The 23,213-nt window shown below is 62.4% G+C and carries 22 protein-coding genes; 4 read left to right on the top strand and 18 right to left on the bottom strand.

The features are described 5' to 3' along the window. Positions 1–85: 85 nt before the first annotated feature. From RV1423_RS02740 to RV1423_RS02730, 3 genes are read right to left on the bottom strand one after another with little or no spacing between them, the layout of a single operon-like run. On the bottom strand, positions 86–337 hold the full coding sequence (locus RV1423_RS02740) for a hypothetical protein (RefSeq protein ID WP_231502026.1): 252 nt from the start codon (positions 335–337) through the stop codon (positions 86–88). A gap of 13 nt (positions 338–350) precedes the next feature. Beyond that, positions 351–1,916, bottom strand: coding sequence for an MFS transporter (locus tag RV1423_RS02735; RefSeq protein ID WP_081768656.1), 1,566 nt, complete (start codon positions 1,914–1,916; stop codon positions 351–353). 16 nt (positions 1,917–1,932) lie between these two features. Beyond that, the gene (locus RV1423_RS02730; protein WP_034292846.1) at positions 1,933–2,430 is read right to left on the bottom strand and encodes a heme-binding protein; all 498 of its coding nucleotides are present in this window, start codon (positions 2,428–2,430) and stop codon (positions 1,933–1,935) included. Positions 2,431–2,536: 106 nt separating this feature from the next. Between RV1423_RS02730 and RV1423_RS02725 the strand changes: the two genes are divergently transcribed. Then, positions 2,537–3,415, top strand: coding sequence for a LysR family transcriptional regulator (locus RV1423_RS02725; protein ID WP_034292845.1), 879 nt, complete (start codon positions 2,537–2,539; stop codon positions 3,413–3,415). A gap of 4 nt (positions 3,416–3,419) precedes the next feature. Here the strand turns inward: RV1423_RS02725 and RV1423_RS02720 are convergent, their stop codons facing one another. Then, the gene (locus tag RV1423_RS02720) at positions 3,420–4,874 is read right to left on the bottom strand and encodes a GGDEF domain-containing protein (protein ID WP_231502025.1); all 1,455 of its coding nucleotides are present in this window, start codon (positions 4,872–4,874) and stop codon (positions 3,420–3,422) included. A gap of 509 nt (positions 4,875–5,383) precedes the next feature. Further along, positions 5,384–5,668 (bottom strand): hypothetical protein, encoded by a 285-nt coding sequence (locus tag RV1423_RS02715; protein WP_034292844.1) that lies wholly within the window; start codon positions 5,666–5,668, stop codon positions 5,384–5,386. A gap of 394 nt (positions 5,669–6,062) precedes the next feature. On the opposite strand from RV1423_RS02715, the gene RV1423_RS02710 reads away from it, so the two are divergent. Both RV1423_RS02710 and RV1423_RS02705 read left to right on the top strand, forming a co-directional pair. Beyond that, positions 6,063–8,135: an ATP-dependent helicase gene (locus RV1423_RS02710; RefSeq protein ID WP_034292842.1), complete on the top strand. Its 2,073-nt coding sequence runs from the start codon at positions 6,063–6,065 to the stop codon at positions 8,133–8,135. 260 nt (positions 8,136–8,395) lie between these two features. Then, complete coding sequence (locus RV1423_RS02705) at positions 8,396–9,088, top strand: ABC transporter substrate-binding protein (RefSeq protein ID WP_373419946.1); 693 nt, start codon at positions 8,396–8,398, stop codon at positions 9,086–9,088. 206 nt (positions 9,089–9,294) lie between these two features. Here the strand turns inward: RV1423_RS02705 and gcvH are convergent, their stop codons facing one another. From gcvH to RV1423_RS02650, 11 genes are all read right to left on the bottom strand, one after another. Continuing rightward, positions 9,295–9,672 (bottom strand): glycine cleavage system protein GcvH, encoded by a 378-nt coding sequence (gene gcvH / locus RV1423_RS02700; protein WP_034292838.1) that lies wholly within the window; start codon positions 9,670–9,672, stop codon positions 9,295–9,297. 23 nt (positions 9,673–9,695) lie between these two features. Continuing rightward, positions 9,696–10,286, bottom strand: coding sequence for a peroxidase-related enzyme (locus RV1423_RS02695; protein WP_034292836.1), 591 nt, complete (start codon positions 10,284–10,286; stop codon positions 9,696–9,698). Between the two features lie 12 nt (positions 10,287–10,298). After that, entirely contained in the window at positions 10,299–10,820 is a 522-nt protein-coding gene (locus RV1423_RS29640) for a CMD domain protein (protein WP_034292834.1), read from the bottom strand. Beyond that, positions 10,817–12,139: an acyl-CoA thioester hydrolase/BAAT C-terminal domain-containing protein gene (locus RV1423_RS02685; protein ID WP_034292832.1), complete on the bottom strand. Its 1,323-nt coding sequence runs from the start codon at positions 12,137–12,139 to the stop codon at positions 10,817–10,819. Before RV1423_RS02685 ends, RV1423_RS29640 begins: the two co-directional genes overlap by 4 nt. 18 nt (positions 12,140–12,157) lie before the next feature. Beyond that, positions 12,158–13,732, bottom strand: a complete 1,575-nt coding sequence (locus RV1423_RS02680; RefSeq protein ID WP_034293129.1) for an ABC transporter substrate-binding protein — start codon at positions 13,730–13,732, stop codon at positions 12,158–12,160. Positions 13,733–13,790: 58 nt separating this feature from the next. After that, on the bottom strand, positions 13,791–14,807 hold the full coding sequence (locus RV1423_RS02675; protein WP_034292830.1) for an ABC transporter ATP-binding protein: 1,017 nt from the start codon (positions 14,805–14,807) through the stop codon (positions 13,791–13,793). Beyond that, on the bottom strand, positions 14,800–15,807 hold the full coding sequence (locus RV1423_RS02670) for an ABC transporter ATP-binding protein (protein ID WP_034292828.1): 1,008 nt from the start codon (positions 15,805–15,807) through the stop codon (positions 14,800–14,802). Before RV1423_RS02670 ends, RV1423_RS02675 begins: the two co-directional genes overlap by 8 nt. Continuing rightward, positions 15,804–16,739: an ABC transporter permease gene (locus tag RV1423_RS02665; RefSeq protein WP_034293127.1), complete on the bottom strand. Its 936-nt coding sequence runs from the start codon at positions 16,737–16,739 to the stop codon at positions 15,804–15,806. The genes RV1423_RS02670 and RV1423_RS02665 overlap by 4 nt, the downstream gene beginning before the upstream one ends. Before the next feature lie 29 nt (positions 16,740–16,768). Next, positions 16,769–17,743, bottom strand: coding sequence for an ABC transporter permease (locus RV1423_RS02660; RefSeq protein WP_034292825.1), 975 nt, complete (start codon positions 17,741–17,743; stop codon positions 16,769–16,771). After that, complete coding sequence (locus RV1423_RS02655; RefSeq protein WP_231502024.1) at positions 17,740–19,239, bottom strand: NAD(P)-binding domain-containing protein; 1,500 nt, start codon at positions 19,237–19,239, stop codon at positions 17,740–17,742. The genes RV1423_RS02660 and RV1423_RS02655 overlap by 4 nt, the downstream gene beginning before the upstream one ends. A gap of 78 nt (positions 19,240–19,317) precedes the next feature. Beyond that, entirely contained in the window at positions 19,318–20,247 is a 930-nt protein-coding gene (locus RV1423_RS02650) for a LysR family transcriptional regulator (RefSeq protein ID WP_034292823.1), read from the bottom strand. A gap of 237 nt (positions 20,248–20,484) precedes the next feature. Here RV1423_RS02650 and RV1423_RS02645 point away from each other — a divergent pair, with 237 nt between their 5' ends. Continuing rightward, positions 20,485–21,678 carry an IscS subfamily cysteine desulfurase gene (locus tag RV1423_RS02645; protein ID WP_051516435.1) on the top strand — a complete coding sequence of 398 codons (1,194 nt, stop codon included), beginning with the start codon at positions 20,485–20,487 and terminating at the stop codon, positions 21,676–21,678. Here RV1423_RS02645 and RV1423_RS02640 read toward each other — a convergent pair. Continuing rightward, positions 21,675–22,199, bottom strand: coding sequence for a DUF4118 domain-containing protein (locus RV1423_RS02640; RefSeq protein ID WP_034292821.1), 525 nt, complete (start codon positions 22,197–22,199; stop codon positions 21,675–21,677). The two genes, RV1423_RS02645 and RV1423_RS02640, sit on opposite strands and share 4 nt — an antisense overlap. 17 nt (positions 22,200–22,216) lie before the next feature. Next, positions 22,217–23,101 carry a carboxylesterase gene (locus RV1423_RS02635; protein WP_034292820.1) on the bottom strand — a complete coding sequence of 295 codons (885 nt, stop codon included), beginning with the start codon at positions 23,099–23,101 and terminating at the stop codon, positions 22,217–22,219. Positions 23,102–23,213 lie beyond the last annotated feature (112 nt).

Below are 23,213 nucleotides of genomic sequence, written 5' to 3'. Positions count from 1 at the left end.
ATTTCGCGTCACATGAGACTCGGCGAGTAATGCCGACGCAATAGCAGACGAGTGCCGGCGACGATATCTTCGCGGCGCGCCAACTTCAGTACGGGGTCACAGCGCACCACACGCAGTCGGTCCCCAGCCCGGCCAACATGTGCAGCAATGCCGCATCCAGCTCCATCATGTGCGCAGTAAACGAAAACAGCAGCAAGATGGCAAGAATGAAAGCCGAGGCTCGCTGCCGATGATGCACGCCGCTGCCGCTGTGCAAGCCGACGAAAGACCGGAACACCGCCACCAGCGTGGCGAGGAAAGAGCGGTTGCCCGCGTTTTTGGATGACGAGGAAGACATGGCGACTCCTTGGTTAAACCGGCACGGCTTCCGCTGGAGCACTCGTGCGGCTGCCCATCAGACAGAACAGCAATACTCCCGAAACTGCAGCGATCGCCGCCGCAACCAGCATCAACAGCGAAAACGCATGGGCAAAACCGGTCTGGGCGATATGCAGCGCCTGCAGGCTGTTGCCGAGTCCCGACAAGGCTGCGGCGCTATCGCCGGCGACGACGCGCTCGACCACGTCGCTGAAGTCGACGGGCAACGGCAGATTGGCGCCGATCAAAGCGTCTTTCAGGTAACTGCCGGTGCGCACCGTAAGTACGCATCCGAGACTGGCGATCGCCAGCACGATCGCCGCGAAACGGGTGGTGGTGCTGATGCCGGACGCCATGCCGGTGCGTTCGCGCGGCACGCAATGCATGATGGCTTTCTGCGTATTGCCATTGAGCAGCCCGGCGCCGCTGCCGGTCACCAGCATGCCGGCTAGCGCCATCCAGTAGGTTCCCGCATATGCGGCAATCGCCACCAGCACGTTGCCGATGCACACCAGCGCCATGCCAAGCGCCATGAGAGCGTGCAACGGCATGTAACGCGTCAGCGCTGCGCCCACGCGTGGGAAAACCATCATCGCCAGCGCGAACGGCAGCATCGCCAGTCCGGCGACAATGGCGGAATACGAAAAGGCGTTTTGCAGATACAACGGGAGAAAGGTCATCATCACCTGCGCCGAGCTGGCATAACCGAACATGGCTAGCACCGCGCCGACGAACGGCGCCCGGCGGAACAGCCGCAAGTCGATCATGGGCCGCGCCTGCATCAGTTCGATCGGTACAAACAACGCCAGCAGCAACACGCCGCTGCCGGCGCGCAACAAGGTCGCGTGGCTGTCCCAGCCGGACGCGTTGGCATTGATCAGCGCCCAGATCAGGCAACACAGCCCGCCGCTCAGCAACAGGCTGCCCCAGGGATCGAGCCTGGCCGCGTTGGCGTCGCCCGATTCGCCCACCTCGCGATAGACCAGCGTCCCCAGGCACAGGCATACCGGCAGGTTCAACAGGAAAATCCAGCGCCAGCCGAGCAATTGCGTGACCACGCCGCCAAGCAAGGGCGCCACCGTCATCGATACGCCCATGCAGGCGCCCCACACCGCCCAAGCGTGTGTGCGATCCTTTTCAGTGTGGAAGACGTGGCCGATCACGGCCAGCGCCGAGGTCAGCAGCATGGCCGCGCCGACGCCCTTCACCGCCCGCGCGACCTGCAGCGCGCCGGCCGACCAGGCCAGTCCGCACCCCAGCGAAGCCAGGCTGAACAGGCCCAGGCCGAGCAGCATCATGCGCTTGCGTCCGAAACGGTCGGCCAGGCTGCCGGCCGGCAACAGCAAGGAAGCAAAAGCCAGCATGTAGGCGCTGACGATCCATTCGATGTCGCTGAAATCGGCGTGCAGCGAACGCGCCACCGACGGCAGCGACACCGCCACGATATTGGTGTCGAGCACGATCAGGGCGCACACGCTGGAGCAGATCAGCAGGATATTGCGTTCCTTGCGCCGACGCACGGCGTCGGGATGTTCCTCGGCTCGGGATGGCGCGGTCATGGCGGCGGGATTGCTTTTATGGTTTCAGCACCGCAAGTCCGGCGCGCGCGATCTGGCTGTCGTGCACCTTGGTGTCGGCGCTGACGCCGATGGCGCCAACCACTTGTCCGTCGATGACGATCGGCAGACCGCCTTCCATCATGACCAGGCCCGGCGCCGTGATCGCTGCGGGACGGCCATTGTTGATGGCGTTCTCCAGGTCGGCGGACGGACGTTTGAACAAGGCGGCGGTGCGCGCCTTCTCGACGGCAATCGACGGGCCGACGGTGGTCGCCGCGTTATCCATGCGCTCGGCAACGATCAGCCAACCGCCGTCGTCGACTACGGCGATCGCGCCGGGCCAGCCGTTCTTGCGCGCTTCTTCCTGCGCTGCGGCGACAATTGTCTTTGCGCTCTCCAAGGTCAGGATGCGCTTGCTCGCCGCAGCTTCTCTTTGCTGGGCTCCGGCATGCGTGAGGCTTCCTGTTCCCAGCAGACACAGGGTAACAACGGCAATAATTCGACTGGCTTGCATGACATCTCCTTTGATTGGGTCCGGTCATTCTAATCCCGCCTATAATTATATTTATTACAGTTAAAGTGCAATTTAATTTCCATCAGGTTAATTATCGGAGACTATCCTGGAGCTTCGCCATTTCCGCTGTTTCGCCGCCGTTGCCGAGACGCTGCACTTCGCCCGCGCAGCCGAACAGCTCGGCATTTCCCCGCCGGCCCTGACCAAGCAGATACAGGAAATCGAGCGCCTGCTCGATGTGCGGTTGTTCCATCGCACCAAGCGTTCGGTCAGCCTGACGTCGGCGGGAGAAGTATTCCTGGAGGAAGCGTTGCGCACCTTGCAGCAAGCCGCACGGGCGGAGGAAGCGGCGCGCCGCGCCGGCCGCGGCGAAATCGGCCGCATCGAAATCGGCTACATTGCCTCTGCGGCCTATTCGGGCCTGTTGCAAACCGAAGTGGCGCGCTTTCGCGAAGCCTATCCGCTGGTCCAGCTCAACCTGATCGAGGCGCCGATGGACACGTTGCCGCTGGAGGTCAGCAACGGCAGCCTCGATCTCGCCTTCATCCGCCCGCCCGTTCCCTGCCCGGCCGACGTGACTTTCATGACGCTGCTGTATGACGACTTCGTGGCGGCGCTGCCGGAGCAATCGCCGCTGGCGCGCAAGGACATCCTGCCGGCGGCGGATCTGGCATCGGAACGGTTCATCCTGCCCGAGCAGGCTTCCGGCACAGTGGAAGTCGGCCGCCGCGGTCGATTCGTGCCGCGCACGATTCACAATCCCGGCGGCCTGGTGGCGGTCATTACGCTGGTGTCGCTGGGCCAGGGCGTCGCCATCGTCCCTGCCTCGGTGATGGAGCGCGTGCATATGCCCGGCGTGGTCTATCGCCAGATAGAAGGAAAATCCATCCCCGGTGCGATCGCCCTGGCTTCGCGCCGGCATGAAAAGTCGCCGGTGGTAAAGGTTTTCCTGAAGCAGTTGAAAGCGCGGCAAGCCGCCCGATAAAAACTCAGGCCGACAGGCAACGCGCGGCGCGGTCATGGAAGCGATAGGCGCCCTTGCCGGCTTTCTTGGCGGCATACATGGCGGCGTCGGCTTTGGACAGCAGCTCGTCGACGCTATGGCCGTCGTCGGGATACAGCGCAATGCCGATGCTCAGGCTGGTGCTGACTTCATAGCCGCCGAGGTTGAGAAACGGCGCGCCGACGGTCTTGATCAGCTTGTCGGCGATGTCGGCGATCTGGTTCTGATGTTTGATATCCGACACCAGTACGACGAATTCGTCGCCGCCCAGGCGCGCTACCAGATCGTATTCGCGCAGGCTCGCGCACAGCCGCTGCGCCACCGCCTGCAACAACATATCGCCGACAGCATGGCCGAGCATGTCGTTGATTGGTTTGAATCCGTCGAGATCAATGAAGAACAAAGCGTACAGGTTGGCGCTGCGTTTGGCCCTGGACAACTCCGCCGCGGCGAGCTCGCTGAATAGCATGCGGTTGGGAATGCCGGTCAGATAATCATGCGAGGCGAGTTGATACGCGCGCGTCTTTTCCCTTTCCAGTTGTTCGATCAGGCAAATTTTTTCCTGCTCGGAACGCGCCAGGCGTTCGTAGAGTTTCTTCCGATGGTAAGAAATGCCGATCAGGATCAGCGTCAGGGAAACCACCGCAATGGAAATGACGATGGCGTAACGGACATACTCATTATGCGACTGCGTCAGGTTCGCGACGATGAACCCGGGATCGAGGCTCACCGTCACGCTCAGCGGATAAGCTTCCAGCTTCTGCTGGTTGCTCACGCCCGGCGGCGTGCGCGCAATGTCGCGCCCCTCTTGCTTGTCGGCGCTGCCGCTGTCGTTTCCGCTCGCCAGTCGTCCATCGTTCAAGGCCACCAGCGCAGCTCCCGCGCTGCCATTGACCGAAACGCGATAGCCATTGCCGATCTGCTGGTATTCATTGAGGAAACGTCCGATATCCAGCACCGCGACAAAATATCCGCGCGCTCCGCTGCCGGGACTTTGCAGCGACACCAGCATCGGCATGCGCCAGGTATGGCCGTCCGTCTTGCCGAAGGTCACCGAACCGGGTTTCGGACTCACGCCGGAAGGCGCCTCGGGATAAGCCTGTCCGATCAGTTGCGCGAATTCACTCTCGGTCGGCAGGCCGGACGACGAATAGCGCAGCCGTATATCGGCATCGAACACCGCGGCGCGCACATACACGCTGTCGCCGTTGAAGAGTAGTCCCAGGTAATCGCCGGCAGCCGTATCGCCATCGAGCACCTTGTTGCCGATGGCCGCATACTGCACCGCCCGGTTCAGTCTGTCGTTGAGATTGGCGGCCATGACGGCCGCCATGTTTTTGCTTTCGGCAGCGGCGCTCTCCATGGCCAGTTTTTTCTCGCCGGCGACATGCATCATCGTGATGCCCCAGATCACCACGAGCACCAGCGAAGACAGCAGCACGAAGCATGCGGACAGCCCCCATCCATCCTGGATCAGGGGCCTGGGCCATTTCGTCTCGAGTGAAAATCCGCGCCGCAATTTACCTCCGCAAAGCCTGGCTGGAAAATGTCCTGGTATCTCGATATTGCTTTGGATGGCGGGAGGGGATGCAAGCTACATGCCTGTCGCAGCCATTGTAGACACAAACTGCGCGATGGTCTGTCGCCCGGATCAAGGGCAACATGATTCTCTGAGCGCCTTGCGGCGACAACGTTCCGTGAAGTGCCTTGGAGCAGCGCGACGCTGAAAGGCTTTGTTGCATCGGCAGAAATAACGGCACGCGCGTGCCGTTGCCATGCCGACATTCAGGCATCATGATATTGCAGTCGCCCCGGCGAACGCTGAGGCTCTGCGTCGCGACCGGCGTCAGGACAACAGTGATGCTGAATTTGCAATGAGGGAAGGACGACAGACTACACGCCTGAAAAAATTCCCGCCCGCGCAAGGCGGACGAGGAACGCACAGGGAATTTACACGCTGTAAAACATCGTCTGGATGGGCTGAGGATGTCCCAACGGCATGACAGTCTGCAATGCATCGAATTCGGCCAGAATCAGTTCGGCCTGGTAACAATGCGTATTGGCGGACTTGAGCGCGTTGCGGAAGGCTTTCAGTGTGGCCGGCTTGGGAATGCCCCCTTTGCCTTTGTTGGCGCGCACGGCGTCGGCGACGATGTCCGACAGTAAGGCATCGGCGCAGTTCTGCGCTTCCTTGAGCTGAGCCAAACAATCAAGCAGAGCGAGAGTTTTATCCATGACCGCACCTCCAATGACTGTTGTTGAGGGAAAATTCTAACCAGCCGCCCGCGTTTTGCACAAGCGATTTTTCTATAAATTCGAGACTATTTCGTCGCTACGAAGTATGTTGGAAAGCCGCGTCAGTATTGGTTTTCCCGAGATACCGAAGCGCATGGAAGAATGTGCTTCCTGTTTAGTATAGACGACTCTGTCACCGAATTCATTGACGGTCTTTCATCTCTCGCCAAAAAACATTTCAGCGTCACCCGTTCGGCCGCACCGGCGCGGCAAGAACAGGACGTTTCTTGGTCGGGATGAATGTTTTTGCAAACCATGCGAATAGCTGTATAAAACACCAGTAAAATAAGCGCTTTGCGCCGATTTGCAGCGCAGCGTCGCCCCAAGGTTCAAGATGAACGTCGACTATTTGGAAAAACTCAACACCGAACAACGCAAGGCCGTGGAATTCGGCATCGCGCCGGGGCAGCCGTCCGCCCTCGCACGCCCCTTGCTGGTGATTGCCGGCGCCGGTTCCGGCAAGACCAATACTCTGGCGCACCGCGTCGCTCACCTGATCGTCAACGGCGCCGACCCGCGCCGTATCCTGCTGATGAGCTTTTCGCGCCGCGCCGCCGCAGAGATGACGCGCCGCGTGCAACGCATCTGCGGCGAAGCGCTCGGCGCCAACGGCCGCATCATGGCCGATGCCTTGTCGTGGGCCGGCACCTTCCACGGCATCGGCGCGCGACTGCTGCGCGAATATGCCGAGCAGATCGGCCTCGATCCCAACTTCTCGATCCACGATCGCGAAGACTCGGCCGACCTGATGAACCTGGTGCGCCACGAACTGGGCCTGTCCAAAACCGAAAAGCGCTTTCCGCTCAAGGCGACGTGCCTGGCGATCTACTCGCGCGCAGTCAATGCGGAAGCTCCGCTGGACAGCATCCTGCACAAGGTCTTCCCGTGGTGCGCCGAATGGGAAGCGCAATTGCGCACGCTGTTCGGCGCCTATGTCGAAGCCAAGCAGGCGCACAACGTGCTCGATTACGACGACCTGCTGCTGTACTGGGCCCAGACCATCGGAGACCGCCTGCTGGCCGACGATATCGGCGCCCGTTTCGACCATGTGCTGGTCGATGAATACCAGGACACCAACCGCCTGCAATCGTCCATCCTGCTGGCGCTGAAACCGGATGGCCGCGGCCTTACCGTGGTCGGCGACGATGCCCAGGCGATCTACTCGTTCCGCGCGGCGACGGTGCGCAACATCCTCGATTTTCCGCGCGCCTTCGATCCGCCGGCCGACATCGTCACGCTCGACCGCAATTACCGCTCGACGCAACCCATACTCGCCGCCGCCAACAGCGTGATCGACAAGGCGCTGGAACGCTTTACCAAAAACCTGTGGACCGAGCGCACCTCGGAAGACAAGCCGCGCCTGGTTTCGGTGCGCGACGAGGCCGACCAGGCGCGCTACATCGTCGAGCGCGTGCTGGAAAACCGCGAAGCCGGCAGCACGCTGAAAGAGCAAGCCGTACTGTTCCGCGCCTCCGACCACAGCGGCCCGCTGGAAATCGAACTGGTGCGCAGGAACATCCCCTTCGTCAAATTCGGCGGCCTCAAATTCCTCGACAGCGCCCACATCAAGGACATGCTGGCGATGCTGCGTTTCGTCCAGAATCCGCGCGACCGCGTGGCCGGTTTCCGCCTGATGCAACTGTTGCCCGGCGTCGGTCCCGGTTCGGCGCACAAGGTGCTCGACGCCATGTCGGCGCAGGCCGATCCGATCGCCGCCTTGTCCGCCCTGCCTGCGCCGCCGCGCGCCGGCGAGGACTGGACCGGCTTCGTCGAAGTCCTGCAGTTCATGGCGCAAGGCAAGACCGGCTGGCCCGGCGAGATCGCCCATGCGCGCAACTGGTACGCGCCGCATCTGGAACGCAAGCACGAAGACGCGACCACGCGCCAGGCCGACCTGCTGCAACTGGAACAGATCGCCTCCGGCTACCCATCGCGCGAACGCTTCCTCACCGAACTCACGCTCGATCCTCCGGACGCCACCAGCGACCAGTCCGGCGTGCCTCTGCTCGACGAGGATTACCTGATCCTGTCGACCATCCATTCATCCAAAGGACAGGAATGGAAATCGGTCTACATCCTCAACGTCGTCGACGGCTGCATCCCGGCCGACCTCGCCGCCGGCAACAGCGATGAAATCGAAGAAGAACGGCGCCTGCTCTACGTCGCCATGACGCGCGCCAAAGACGACCTGCATCTCATGGTGCCGCAGAAATTTTTCACCGGCGGCCAGCACGCCCAGGGCGACCGCCATGTCTACGCCTCGCGCACGCGCTTCATCCCGCCCGGCATACTGCCGCATTTCTCCAGCAGCGCCTGGCCGGTCGTCGCGGTCGGACCGAGCGGCCGCCCCGATGCAAAGCAAATGCGGGTCGATGTGGCGGCGCGCATGCGCGGGATGTGGAAATGAAGCCATGTAACATGGCGTCCATGACCGATGGAAACCGCTCCCTCGACTTTTGATATAAGGTCAGCAGGATGAAGAAATTTTCGACAATCAAGGACTAGGTGAAATTTTTCTCGACCCTATCGGTCCTTCTGGTATGCAACGCCGCCGCACTGGCGCAAGTCTCGGGAATCACCATGACTCAAGCAAATCGTTCACAACCGCAGCAGCATGCAAACTCGGCAATGGCGTCGGCGATGGTGTCGATATTCGCACCTGCCGGTATGCTGCGCGCATCGATCAATCTCGGCAATCCGGTGCTGGCCGATCTGGACGCCAGGACGGGCGAGCCGGTCGGCGTGTCCGTGGACCTTGCGATCGAACTCGCAAAACGGCTCGGCGTTCCGCTGCAATTGGTCGCGGTCGGCTCTGCGGGCGCGTCGGTCGAAAACGTGGAGCAAGGCAAAGCGGACATCGGCTTTTTCGCGGTCGATCCGAAACGCGGCCAGGAAATCAGTTTCACCGGCCCCTATGTATTGATTGAAGGCTTTTACGCCGTGCGTGAAGATTCGCCGATCACCGCCAACGAACAGGTCGACCAGCTCGGCATCACCGTGGCTGTCGGCCAAGGCAGCGCCTATGACCTGTTCCTCACGCGCGAACTGCACTGTGCGACGATCGTCCGGATACCGACCTCCCCGGCCGTCGTCCAGGGCTTTCTGGATCAGCATCTGACGGTAGCTGCCGGAGTCCGGCAACAATTGGAAAAAGATGCCGCAAAGGCCGGCGGATTGCGGATTCTGGATCAACGCTTCATGGTCATCCGCCAGGCGATGGGCGTACCAAAAGCCAGAGGCAATGAAGCTGCCGTCTACCTCTCGAAGTTTGTAGAGGATATGAAAGCGTCCGGCTTTGTCGCGGCGTCGCTGGCCAGGCATCACATCGAAGGAGCATTGGTCGCCAAGGAAAATGACTAGCCCCGTGATTCCTGCCGCTTCCGATGGCCGTCTCCACTCGATAACGCGTGCTTGTTTTTTTACTTGAAGCCGATTGCAGAACCTTAAGCCCGTCGTCCTGACGCACGTCAGGACCCAGCGTCGTATCGACCGTCTTCACAACGCTGGGACGGCTGCGATAGATACGAACAGGCTTAACCAAACGGTATTCCCCGCAAAGCCTGCGTTTATCCGATCAATTTCCGATATCCTGCCGCATCCAGAAACCCTGACGCGTCGAACGTCGCCGCCGGCCGCAGCTTGAAAATCCACTGCTCGTAAGGTGCGCCGTTGATGGCGTCGGGCGTGTCCGTCAGCAGTGGATTGGCCGCGATGACTTCGCCGGCCACCGGCGCATGCACATCGGAAGCGGTTTTGTTGGATTCGACCACGCCGGCCTCGGCGCCGCGGGCGAGCGCGCTGCCGACTTCCGGCGTTTGCACATAGACCAGCGGACCGAGCTGGTCCTGGCCGAAATCGGTGATGCCGACGGTCAGCGTGCCGTCGTTTTCCAGCCTGATCCATTCGTGCGTATCGGCATAGACCAGCTCATCGGGTATCAGCATGCCTGTCTCCTCTCGTATGGTGTTTATTCAGCCGCCGCGAATACCGGCTCGCCCAGGTTCAGCATCAGGCGGTTGGCCCATGCGAAGATCGCGACCGAATGGATCAGGTCGAGAATTTCCTGCTCGTTCAGGCCGACGTCCTTCAGGGCTTTGATGCTGTCGCCGTCGATGCCGTTGGGATTTTTGGTCAGCGCAATGGAAAACTGCGTGATCGCCTTTTCGCGGGCATCGACGCCGGCAGTATACGGATCGTCGAATACCTGCTGCACGGTGTCGTTGCGCTTGGCCAACTGTTCGAAACGCTGAGCATGCACCGAAGCGCAATACACGCAGCCGTTGATGCGCGACACCACCATGGAACCGAGTTCGCGCTCGGCGCGCGACATGCCGCCCGGCGCATACATGATGGCGTTGAAGGCAGCCGAACGCTGGCGCAGGATGTCGGGCTGGTGGCCGAGGAACAGGTAGTAATCCGATACCTTGGCCTTGGGATGGCTCTCTTCCAGCACCTTGATCTGGTCTTCGCCGGCCTTGTCGAGGTCGATGACGTCCAGCCAGGCCTTCCAGTCCAGGGTTTCATTGGTGAAGCCGTGCGATTTGATGATGGCGCTCATAATTCCTCCGGATCAGTTGCTGGCCAGTTTCATTGCCTTCAGTCCGGCGACGACGCGGATCTGATAGGAAATGAAGGCGATCAGTTGCGACAGCGCGACCACGGCCGGCGTGCTGATGCCGGCGGCGGGCAAGGTATGCAAGGCAGCCTTGTCGCCTTCCACCGGACGCTCGGTCAGGGCGCGCGTAAAGATCAGCATGGCGCGCAGGCGGCCTGCGGGCAATTGCTCCGGCTCGCCTGACGCCGCCACGGCAAGTTGCGCCGCGTCGGCAGGCAAGGCTTCCAGGCGCGCGCGGTAATGCGCGGCGACATCTTGCGCACCGGCCAGCCGACAGGCGTACAAGGCGACCAGCAGGCGCTCGTCCAGGCCAATGCCTTCCAGCGCCGGGTCGAACAGCGTGTCGTAGCTTCCCTGCGAGGCGACCGCGACCTTCTCGCGCTGGTGGCGCAAGGCATGCAGTTGGCTGCCGGCCTGCAGGCCGGCCAGCTTGTCGATGAGATCGTTGTCGATGTGGTATTCCACTTGCGTCGTCATGAAACTTCCTTTCGGGTTGGATGCGCCGACAAATGCGCCTTGACCGCATTGGCCAGGAATTCCTGGGCGTGGTGCCAGGAATGTTTGTCCGCATGCGCGTTGGCGGCAGGCTCGCCGCCGCCCGTGCTGATGCGTTTGGAAACAGGATGTGCGTAAGTCGTCTGGGTCGTCGGCACAAAGGGAAACAGGATGGCGTGCCCGGCATCCTGGTAGTCGTGCCATTCCACGGCATGCGGATGCGCGACTTCTTCCAGCTTGTCGCGGACCATTTTCGAATACGCGCTGGACGGCCACGAGCCGTCGTCGGTGGCCGAAAACAGCAGCACCGGCGATTGGATGTTTTCGACATGGATACGCGCCCGCGCCACCGCATCCTTGTCCTGCAAGGCAGTCAGCATGGCGAGCGCATGCCGGTGCGGCGGCGCGCCGCCGTCGAACGGCGCCCAACTGGCGTGGCGATTGTTTTCCCATTGATGCGTGAGCGGCCGGCCCTTGAGCAACCAGGTCGGACCTTCGCGGCCGACTGCCGGATCGGCGGCATTTTGCCCGCTATGCACCAGCGCGCTCGGCACATAGGCCAACACGGCCGAGACTTTTTCGGGAAATGTCGCCCCCAGCAGCAAGACCAGCTCACCGCCGCGCGATTGCCCGTTGATGGCGACAAAATCGCCGGGCGGCCTGACCGTCTCGCGCAACCAGTCCAGCCCTTTTTCAAAATACTCAAGCGGCGTGTTGGAAATATAATCCGACAGTCCCGGCGCCTTGAAATACGCCAGCGCCAGCGCCGCGTAGCCGCGCGACGCATACAGGGCCGCGCGCGGTTCGTTGATGCCGCCGCCGGAACCGTTGAGGATCATCACCGCCGGAAAAGGCCCCTCGCCCGGAGGCAGGAACAGCGTGCCGACCAGGCCGTTATCGCGCACCTCGCGCCGCGTGACGCCGGCGGCACACAAGCGCTGCGTCAGCTCCGCCTCCGCATCGCCGCTGACCGCGCTGACCTGCAAGGTCGTCGTCAGCGGCTGTTGCACATCGGCGTGAAACAGCTCGCGCTTGCCGTCCTCTTCAGGTCGTTGCGACCACAACAAGCCCATCGCCGAGATGCCGCGATAGCCGCCCTCCACCGCCGGCGCCAGCGTCAGGTCGACATGGCCGGCATCGTCGGCGACAAAATGCGCGCTGCTGCGCCACACCGCGCCGGCGCGCACCGTGCGGCTGGATACCTGCACCAGCTCGCCCGGCTGCGCGCCGGTGACGACGATGCGGCGCGGCACGTCGATCAGGTCATCGGCGGGACTGACAGTGATGTTCAACGTGGACATGGCGTCCTCCTTCCTTGCTTACTTCTTGTCCTGCGTCACCATCATCGCGGTGGTGCGATCGCTGCTGGCCGGCGTCACCGTCAGGCCTTTTTTCGCAGCCCAGATGTTCTGATAGTGATACAGCGGGATCACGCCGACGTCGTCGGAGACCAGTTTGGCCGAATTGCGCAGGATGGCCTCACGCTTGGCGGCGTCGAATTCCGCCGTCGAATCGGCCAATGCCTTGTCGACTGCCGGATTGCTGTAGTGGTTCCAGTTGGAAGCACCCAGGCCCTTCTTGGCGTCGACGGTCGCCAGCACGTTCACCAGCGCATAGCTGGCTTCGCCGGTGCCGTTACCCCATGCCAACACGCTGACGGCAAACTCGTTCTTGTTGGCGCGCGCCGAATACGACGCCCACGGCAACACCTCCACCTGGGTCTTGACGCCGATGCGGGTCCAGAACTGCGCCACGGCTTGCATGGTTTCCGGCGCTTGCGGGTAACGGTCGTTCGGCACGTGGATGGTCAGTTTGAAGCCTTGCGGGAAACCGGCATCGGCCAGCAGCTTCTTGGCCTGGTTCACATCGTTGGGAATGTTCTTGATGTCCGGGTTGTAGCCGAAGGTGTCGGCCGGCATCCATTGGTTGGCTTCGGTCGCCGCGCCTTGCAGGATGCGGTCGACCAGCGCCTTGCGGTTGATCGCCAGCGACAGCGCGCGGCGCACGCGCACGTCGAGCAGCGGGTTCTTGTCGAGCTGCTTGCCGTTGTTGTCGGTGATGTACGGGCTCGGGCCTTCATGGAAAGTCGGTTGCAGCAGCAGCACGCGCAGGCCGTTGTACGGGAACACCTTGACGTTGGGCGACTGCTTCAGCTTGGCCAGGTCCGACACCGACACCTTGTCGATCACGTCGACATCGCCCGACAGCAAGGCGGCGGTACGTGCGGCGGCGTTGTTGATGTAGCGGTAGTTGACCTTTTCCCAGATCTGCTTCTGGCCCCAGTAATCATTGTTGCGTTCCATCACGACGCGGTCGCCCGGCGTATAGGACACGTATTTATACGGACCGCTGCCGACCATGGCGGCGCCGCTGTTGTAGTTCTCGGTCTGGGATTTCTCGCCGACGTGCTTGCTGACGATATGCACCGAGGCCAGGTTCAGCGGCAGGTCCGGGTTCGGGATATTGGTCTTGACGACCAGCGTCAGCGGATCCTTGGCGGTGACCGATTCCACCGTACGCAGGTAGCCGGCGAAGGTTGCCACGCTGCCCGGCACGTTGCGTGCGCGCTGATACGAGAAAATCACGTCGTCGGCGGTGAACGGCTTGCCGTCCTGCCACTTGACGTTGGGGCGCAGCTTGAACTCCCAGGTCTTTGGATCGACGTTCTTCCAGCTCACCGCCAGGCCCGGTTGCAGCTTGTTGTAGTTGTTCTCGACCAGCAAGTCCCAGAAATGCAGGTCGACAGAACGGTCGCCGGCATGATTGTTCAGTTGCGGATCGAGCGACGACAGTGGATCGGCGAAAGCGATGTTGAGCGTCTGCGCGTTGGCGCCGACGGCCGCCGAGCCGAGCAGCGCAACGGCCAAGAGGCTGGAAAGTACTGTTTTCTTCATGTTCATCATCCTCGGTTGGGTGTGGGATAAAAACTGCGGTTCTGAAACGCGATATGGCTTACTGGTCGTTCAAATGACATGCGCTCGCATGGCCCGGCGCGACTTCCTTCAGCACCGGCGCTTCTTCGCGGCAGCGCGCCATCGCATGCGGGCAGCGCGGATGAAAATGACATCCCGGGGGCGGATTCAGCGGACTGGGAATCTCGCCCTTGATCGCCGTAAAGGACTTGTTGCGCGCCTGCAGCCGCGGCACTTCGGCCAGCAAGGCTTGCGTGTACGGATGGTTGGGCCGCGCGAACAGGTCATCGACGGCGGCGCTTTCGACGATGCGTCCCAGGTACATGATCACGACGCGGTCGGAGACATGCTCGACCACGCCCAGGTCATGGCTGATGAAAAGATAGGTCAGGCCGAGCTGCTCGCGCAGATCCATGAACAGGTTCAGTATCTGCGCCTGGATCGACACGTCCAGCGCCGCCACCGCTTCGTCCGCCACCAGCATCTGCGGCTGCACGGCCAGCGCGCGGGCGATGCCGATGCGCTGGCGCTGGCCGCCGCTGAACTGGTGCGGATAGCGGTCGCGCAGTTCCGGGGCGAGGCCGGCGCGCAACAGTTGCGCGCAGACGTAATCGTCGAGTCCGGCCTTGTCCGCCTTGCCGTGGATCAGCGCGGCTTCGCCGACGATCTGGTCGACGCGCAGGCGCGGGTTGAGGCTGGCGTAGGGATTCTGGAAAATCATCTGCACCTTGCGCCGCGTGTCATGCGCTTCCCGCGCGCTAAGCCGGTTGCGGTCGACGCCGTCGACCAGCACCTGCCCCGAAGACGGCGCCAGCAAGCCGCTGACGATGCGGCCCAGCGTCGACTTGCCGCAGCCGGATTCGCCCACCAGCCCGACCACTTCGCCGGGCATGACATGCAGGTCGACGGTGTCGAGCGCCCGCGTAACGGCGGCCGGACGCATCCAGCCGCGCGCCGTCAACTGACGCTCGAACGGGCGCGGCTTGCGTTCGCCGAAGCGTTTTCCGACCTGGCGCGCTTCCACCAGCGGGATGCGTTTGTCGCTTGCCTTATCCATGACGGAACTCCACTGCATGAACCGGCACGGCCGGATGGAAACAACGCACCGCATGGCCAGGCAGCGGCTCGGTCATCCCGGGACGCGTCAGGCATTGCTCGCTGACGCGTTCGCAACGCGCAGCAAACGCGCAGGTCGGCGGCAAATGCAGCAGGTTCGGCGTCAGGCCGGGAATCTGGCGCAACCGCTCGCCGCGGCGGTTGTTGCTCGGCAAACTGCCGATCAGGCCCTGGGTGTACGGATGCAGCGGCTGGTCGAGCACATCGGCGACCTTGCCCTGTTCGACGATGCGGCCGGAATACATCACGGCGATGTCGTCGGCCAGGCCGGCCACCACCGACAGATCGTGGGTGATCCAGATCAGCGCGGTGCCATGCTGGCGCGCTAGCTTTTGCACTTCCGACAGGATCTGCGCCTGGATCGTGACATCGAGCGCCGTGGTCGGCTCGTCGGCGATGATCAGGTCCGGCTTGTGGAGCAAGGCGATCGCAATCGCCACGCGCTGGCGCATGCCGCCGGACAATTGATGCGGATAGGCGCGCAGGCGCTCTTCCGGGCTGGCGATGCCCATCATGCCCAGCGTATCGCGGGCAAGCTCGCGCGCCTGCTCGCGGCCGGCCTTGCTGTGCGCCTGGACGGCGTCGATCATCTGCTCGTCCACGCGCAAGACCGGATTCAGCGTCATCATCGGATCCTGGAAGATCATCGCGATGCGGTTGCCTTGCAGGGCGCGCAAACTCTTCTTGTCCAGCGTCACCAGATCCCGGCCCTGGAACAGAATCTGGCCGCCGACGATGCGGCCCGGCGCGTCCAGCAGGCCGAGGATGGAAAAACCGGTGACGGTCTTGCCCGATCCGGATTCGCCCACCAGTCCGAGGATGCGGCCGCGCTCCAGCGTCAGCGAGACATCGTCGACCGCCGGCAGCACGCCGCCGGGCGTAAAAAAGTGCGTACGCAGGTTGCGTACCTCAAGTGTGGGCACAGACGTCGGCGCGCTCATCGTTGCCACCGTGGATTCATGACATCGCGCAGGCGGTCGCCGACCATGTTGATGGCGACGATCACGATCAGCAGCGCAATGCCGGGATAGAAGCTGATCCAGTATTCGCCGGACAGCATGTATTGGTAGCCGTTGGAAATCAGCAATCCCAGCGACGGCTCGGTGATCGGCACGCCCAAGCCAAGGAAACTCAGGGTCGCCTCCAGCGTGATGGCGCGCGCGATCTGCAAAGTGCCGATCACGATCAGCGGCGGCAGGCAGTTCGGCAGGATGTGGCGCACCATGATGCGCCAGCCCGACACGCCCAGGCCGCGCGCGGCTTCGACGTATTCCTTCTGCCGCTCGACCAGCGCCTGGCCGCGCGCAGTGCGGGCGTAATAGGCCCACTCCAGCACCACCAGCGTCACCATGACGTTGAAGATGCCCTTGCCGAGGTAAGCCAGGATCAGCATCGATACCAGGATGGACGGAAACGACAGTACCAAGTCGGCCAGCCGCATCAGCGCGCTGTCGACCTTGCCGCCGGCATAGGCCGCCAGCAAACCGATCAGGGTGCCGATCACGCCGGCCAGCAGCGCCGAACCGACGCCGATGCCGACGCTGATGCGCAAGCCGTACAGGATGCCGGAATACAGGTCGCGCCCCTGGCCGTCCGTGCCCAGCCAATAGGTATACGTGCCGAGACCGTTGGCGCTGCCGGGCGGCAGGCGCGCGTCGAGCACGTCCAGTTGCATCAGGTCGTAGGGATTCTGCGGCGTCAGCCAGGGCGCGGCCAGCGCGGCGATCATCAGCAGCACGGCGACCGCCAGGCCGAACATGGCCGTCTTCGACGCCAGGAAACCGCGCATCACGCGGCGCCACGGCGACTCGCGGCGCGGCGCCGGGAATGCCGACAGGGCCGCAACCCTGGCCCGCACTTCCTGCTGCGTCATGGGCGCGGCGTTTGTCGCAGGCAGGTCGCTCATACTCGCGCCTCCACCCGCACACGCGGATCCAGCACCTTGTACAGCACGTCGACAATCAGGTTCAGCGTCACGAACAGGCACACGATCACCATCATGTACGCCACGATGACCGGACGATCCAGCGCATTGATGCTGTCCAGGATCAGCTTGCCCGAACCGGGCCAGGCGAAGATGCTTTCGGTCACCACGGCGAACGCGATGGTCGAGCCGAACTCCAGGCCGAGCACCGTCACCAGCGGAATCAGCGTATTGCGCAACACATACATCAGCACCACGCGCAACGGAGACAGGCCTTTGGCGCGGGCGAACTTGACGAAATCCATCGGCAGCACTTCGCGCACGTTGGCGCGCGTCAGGCGGATCACCAGCGATATCTTGAACAGCGACAGATTCAGCGCCGGCAGGATCAGGTGGCGCAGGCCGTCGGCCGTCAGCCACGACCATTGCACGCCGAACAGCCCCGCCGTCTGGCCCCGTCCGCCCGAAGGCAGCCAGCCCAGCGAGACGCTGAACGCCATGATCAGCATCAGCCCGATCCAGAAGGTCGGCAGCGAAAAGCCGAGGATGCTGCCGGTCATGATCATGCGCGAGAATGGATTTTCGGGAAACAGTCCCGCCAGCAGGCCGAGCGGAATGCCGATCAGCACGGCCAGGATCAGCGCGGCGAACGCCAGTTCCAGCGTGGCCGGCAGGCGCTGGAAGATCAGCTTGATGGCCGGTTCGTTATAGACGAAGCTGTTGCCGAGATTGCCGTGCAGCGCGCCGTTGAGGAAGGCCAGGTACTGGCGCCAGATCGGCTGGTCCAGTCCGAGCTCCCTGATGATGCGCAGACGATCGACCTGGTCGACGTCCTGGCCGATCAGGATGTCGACCGGATTGCCGATCATGTGCAGGCCGAAGAAGACGATCACCGTCATCAACAGCAGCACCGCGAACGCCTGCAGGACGCTGCGCAAGATCGTCCCGCTCATCGGCCGGCTCCCGCGCCCAATGCCGCTCGCTCGGCCTCGGTCGGCTCGGACGGCGTCCATTCGTCGCCGACCAGTTCGGGCTCGGCGTAGGCCTGGATATTGGCGTAGTGGAACTCGACATCTTCGCCGTAGAACAAGGCGGCGATGCCCTGCGCCAGCCGTTGCGCGCCGTCGCTGATGGCCGGGATATCGCCCGACAGCGTGCCGTGCGAGAGCGCCGCCGGATAGCAGAAGCAATGCACGCGCTCCAGTCCGGGCAGGCTGCCGGGATGTTTTTGCTGGAATTCGAATACCGGCCCCAGATCGGGCGAATCGGACAACTCCATGTCCTCGTCGCCGAGCGGCGGCATATAGCGCGAACGCCAGTTGCGGATGTGCGGCGCGATTGTCGCGAACTCGGGACGCACGGTCCAGTCGATGCGAAACCCGGTCGAAAAAATCAGGAAGTCCAGGTCGAACACGCCGCGCGGCGTCGTCACGCGCAAGCCGTCGGCGTTGACCTCGACCTTGTCGATGGCGGCGCCGAACAGGAAACGCGCATTGGGAAATTTCGCCACGCGCTGCACGCTGCCGCCCGGCGGCGGCGTCTGCTGCACGTTGACGTAATGGCGGATGCGCCATTTCCATTCGTCCGGCAAATGCAGGTGGCCGTTGGTCAGGCCCGGATTGCCGGCGCCCTTGCCCTTGTTGATGCGCGGCAGTTCCCGACGGCGAATCAACAGATCCACGCGCGCGGCGCCAGCTTCCAACGCCGTCGCCGCGCTGTCCATCGAGGACGCTCCGGCGCCGATCACGCCGACGCGCTTGCCGGCCAGCTTGCCGTAATCCATGTCATCCGACGAATGCGCCCACAGTTCGCGCGGCAGGCTTTGCGCCAGCGGCGGCAGGTAGGCGCCGCCAAGGCCGTCGCGGCCGGTCGCCACCACCACGCGGCGCGCCAGCACGACCGACTTGCCGGCCGGCGCCTCGATGTGCAGTTCGACCACGCCGTCGGCGCGCGGCACGATGGCGCCGACGCGATGATCGTTGCGCACGTCCAGCGCCATCACCTTGCGGTACCAGCGCAGGTAATCCATCCATTGCAGGCGCGGAATCTTGTCGAGCGCTTCCCACTCGTCCAGCCCGAACTGTGCCTCGAACCAGGCGCGGAACGTCAGCGCCGCAAAGCCCAGCGCAGGGCCGGTCAGCTTTTTCGGCGAACGCAGGGTTTCCATGCGCGCGGTGGTCGCCCACGGCCCTTCAAAACCGGCTGGCGACTGATCGTAGATCACTGCATTGACGCCCAGGTGCAGCAGCGACACCGCCGCCGCCATGCCGGCCTGGCCGCCGCCGATGATGGCCACGTCCAGCACCGGATTGCCGTCCACGGTCGTGGCCGGCATCCATGATTTGGCCGGCAATTCCAGCCAGGCCAGGTCTTGCCGCAGGCGGACTTCCAGCGCGGCCAGCCCGCCGGCTCCCGGCGTCGCCGGTATGGTATCAATGGCTTCACTCACGATGAACGCCCTTTCCGTGTCGGCTGAAGTTGAAATATCTTGTGCATGCTTGTCGTTCGATCAATGGCTCACCTGCGCTCACAGCAAATCGTCATGGTCGCCGGCGTCGCGCTTGACGAAACCGTGCAAAATGTCGCGCGCGGCCGTTTCGATGGCGCCGATCAGCGCCTGCGTCAAGCCGTCGACCGGCTTGCCGAAAGGCGTGACCACGCCGAAATAAAACGGGATGTTCACCGCCAGCGGTCGCACCGCCAGGCCTTCGATCGGCATGCCCAGCGCCGTCATCGGCTCGACCAGCGCCACGCCCAGTCCGGCATGCGCGGCCATGATGGCGTTGAAGGAGGTATTGGTTTCGATGGCGACGTCCAGGGGCTTGTCCTGTCCCAGCGCCATATCGATGCGTTGGCGCAAACGGTAGCGATTGGACATGGTGATGATGCGCTGGCCGCGCAAGGCATCGATCGTCACCACATCCGCCTTCGCCAGCGGATTGTCCGTGCGCAGCACCGCCACGCACGGCGCCTGGCCGATCCAGTGCAGGTCGAGGCCGCGGTGCCCTACCGGCAGGCTGGTCAGGCCGAGGCTGACGGTGCGGTGCAGCACCGAATGCACGACTTGTTCAGCCGAAGCGCTGCGTAGATGGATATGTTCCGGCAGACCGTTCTTTTCCACCAGTTTCAGGGCTGCCGGCGCAATGGTCGAGGCCAGCGCCGGGGTCGCCACCAAATGGATGGGCTGGATTTCGTCACGGCCGATTTCGAGGGCGCGCTCGCGGATCGTGCGCAAACCGACCAAGGAACGCTCGACTTCCTCATACAACAGGAAAGCCTTGTCGGTGGGCGTCACACGCGGACCGTTGCGGTCAAAGAGCGCGTAGCCGAGTTCGCTTTCCAAGTCCTGGATCGCCTTGCTGACGGCCGGTTGCGACCGTCCCAGGCTGCGCCCGGCTCCGGTTACGCTGCCTATCGTCATGACCGCCGAAAAAGCTTCCAGTTGGTTTAAGTCCATATTATTATGGTTTATATGATTTTCGAATTATAGGGCAATATATATTCTGTTTAAGTATAATCATTTTGCATAACTTAATACGAAAAATTGCGAATACGGTGCAGCCAAGGCCGATCAGCTTTCATGAGGCGAGTTTTTCCATAAGTTGAAAATTGCATATTGAAATTAGTTTATATTCGTTTTTCATCTATACATTTCGTCGTACCGTAAGCACATCCTCACTTCGGATTCATCGTCATGAATGCTCCTTCTGCCTGTCCCTCCCCCTCAGTCGCCGCCGACGAAGCGCCGCTGCAGTTTCCGATCTATCTCGATTATTCCGCGACCACGCCGGTCGATCCCCAGGTGGCAGCCAGGATGTGCGCCTACCTGACCGAGAAGTTCGGCAATCCTGCCAGCAGTTCGCATTCTTTCGGCTGGGAAGCCAAGGCCGCTGTGGAAAAGGCGCGCAAGCAGGTCGCTGCCCTGGTCGGTGCGCAAGCCGGCGAAATCGTCTGGACCTCAGGCGCCACCGAATCCAACAACCTGGCCTTGAAAGGCGCAGCCCATGCTCTGCGCGAAGCCGGCCGCGGCAAACACCTGATCACCGTCAGCACCGAACACAAGGCGGTGCTCGACACCATGCACACGCTGGAACGCGCCGGCTTCGAAGTCACCTACCTGCAACCGCAGGCCGACGGCCTGGTCACGGTCGAGCAGCTCCAGGCCGCGCTGCGGCCGGACACCATCGTCGCCTCGGTCATGATGGTCAACAACGAAATCGGCGTGATCCAGCCCATCGCCGAGCTGGGCGAGATCTGCGGGGCGCGCGGCATCGTGTTCCATGTCGACGCAGTGCAGGCCGCCGGCAAGATCGCCATCGACCTGCGTGCGCTGAAGGTCGACCTGATGTCGTTCAGCGCGCACAAGATTTATGGTCCGAAAGGCATCGGTGCCCTCTTCGTGCGCCACAATCCGGCGCTCAAGCTGGAAGCCCAGATCGACGGCGGCGGCCATGAAAACGGCATGCGCTCCGGCACCCTGGCGACGCACCAGATCGTCGGCATGGGCGAAGCCTTTGCGCTCGCCGCGAGTTTGCTGGATGAAGAAGCGGCGCGCATCCGCATCTTGCGCGACCGTTTGTGGCAAGGCCTGAAGGCGCTGCCCGGCGTGGTGCTGAACGGCTCCGAAACGGCGCGCATTCCGCACAACCTCAATGTGAGTTTCGATCTGGGGGGAGAAGTGTCGGTGGCGGGACAGTTGCTGGATATCGCCGTCTCGGCCGGTTCGGCCTGTAATTCCGCCAATGCGGCGCCGTCATACGTGCTGACGGCGATCGGCCGCCCGGCAGCATTGGCGCGCAGCGCCATCCGTTTTTCGCTGGGGCGCTACACGACTGCTGCGGAAATCGACTACACCATCAACACGTTGCACCAGTTGCTGCAGGCCTAAGGTTGCCGCGGTTCGGCCACGCCGACAGGGCGCGCTTCCTCGCTCTGCCGCTTGGCGACGGCCTCGAAATGCTCGGCATATTCGGCGCGGCGCGCCTGGTCGGACTCGATCAGCATCTGGTAGCGCGTTTCCGACACGCGCTGCTGCAGCACGGCGGAATAACGTTCCCGCTGCAGCCATTCAATGATGAACGACGTCAGCATCACGATGCTGCCGTACACCACGATCAGGAACACATCCTTGTCGCCCAGTCCATCCATCATGAAATACGGCTTGCGGAAAAAGAACAAGGCCGTCGGGATGCTTAACAGCAGCAAGCCAAACGAATAGGCAAAGCCGAACAGATAGCTCATCACAATGCAGTTGATCGCGAAGAACAGCATCGACATGGCTTCGTCGACGACCGGACTCAGCACGTAGCGCAAGGCGAAAGCGATGACGAAGCCGCACAGGCAGACCAGGATGGGACGCAGGCCGCCGGTCTTCCAGCGTTTGGCGTTTCTAAGTTTGATGGCAGTCATGACATATCCTCGGGCGCCTAGCGGCGATCCTTCAACGGCGCATTATGCAGCAGATATTTCAGCGACATGTCGTTGCTGTGCATTTCAATATTGCGCTTGATGAACTGCACCGCTTCGTTGGTCACGATCTCGCGCTCATTGTCGACCGTGATGATGTGATAGCAGTCGCCCAGCCAGATCACCTTGCGCACTTCCGACTTGATGTTCTCCATGATCATCTCGGCATTGCGCGGCGCGGCCGTTTCATCGTCGATGGAATGGATCACCAGCGCGCTGGCGCGCACCAGCGGCAAGGAGTTGCGCACATACGCCATCAGTTTTTGCGCCGCCCATAATTGGCGCGCCGGGATGGCTGCCGCGCCGACCGCCGCCACGCCGTCTTTTTTCAGCGCATTGGCGACCCGTCGGCGCATCTCGAAATTCTTGATGCCGTAGGGATCGCTTTCCTTGTAAGTCCAGTTGCGATAACCGAGGCTATACGGAATGTTCATCATCCGGTGATACCAGGGAATCGACCAGCCGTCGTATTTCAGCACCGGCGACAACAGCACCACGCACAGCACTTCGCGGCTGAAGCTGGCCACCGCCAGCGCCAGCGTGGCGCCCATACTGAGGCCGCACAGCGACACCGTCTTGTACTCTTCCTTGAGCTTGACCACCCTGCTTTCCACCATGGCGCACCAGTCCATCCAGTTGGGCGTGACGCCCGGTTCGGTCAGCGCGGCGGAATAGTTCGGGATCTGTATCTCGACCACATTGCAATTGGCTTTTTTCAGCGCCTTGGGAATGGTGCCCAGCTCCAGGCTCGTCCCGCACAAGCCGTGCAGCAAGATTACCGCGTGATCTTTGTGGCGCTCGGCCTGGCGTTCGAGTTGATGTTCTTGGCGTGCGGTCTGATTCATGCGTGATTCGTTAGCGAGATACCAAAGAAAATTCTTTGGGCTACATTGTAGTCTCGTATTGCATTTTAATCAGCTTCATTCGCGAACCGGCGCATCGAGCGATGCGCATTGT

This window comes from Herbaspirillum sp. RV1423, from assembly GCF_000577615.1.
Taxonomy (GTDB): Bacteria; Pseudomonadota; Gammaproteobacteria; order Burkholderiales; family Burkholderiaceae_D; genus Herbaspirillum.
This window is presented reverse-complemented; position numbering and strand designations above follow the sequence as displayed.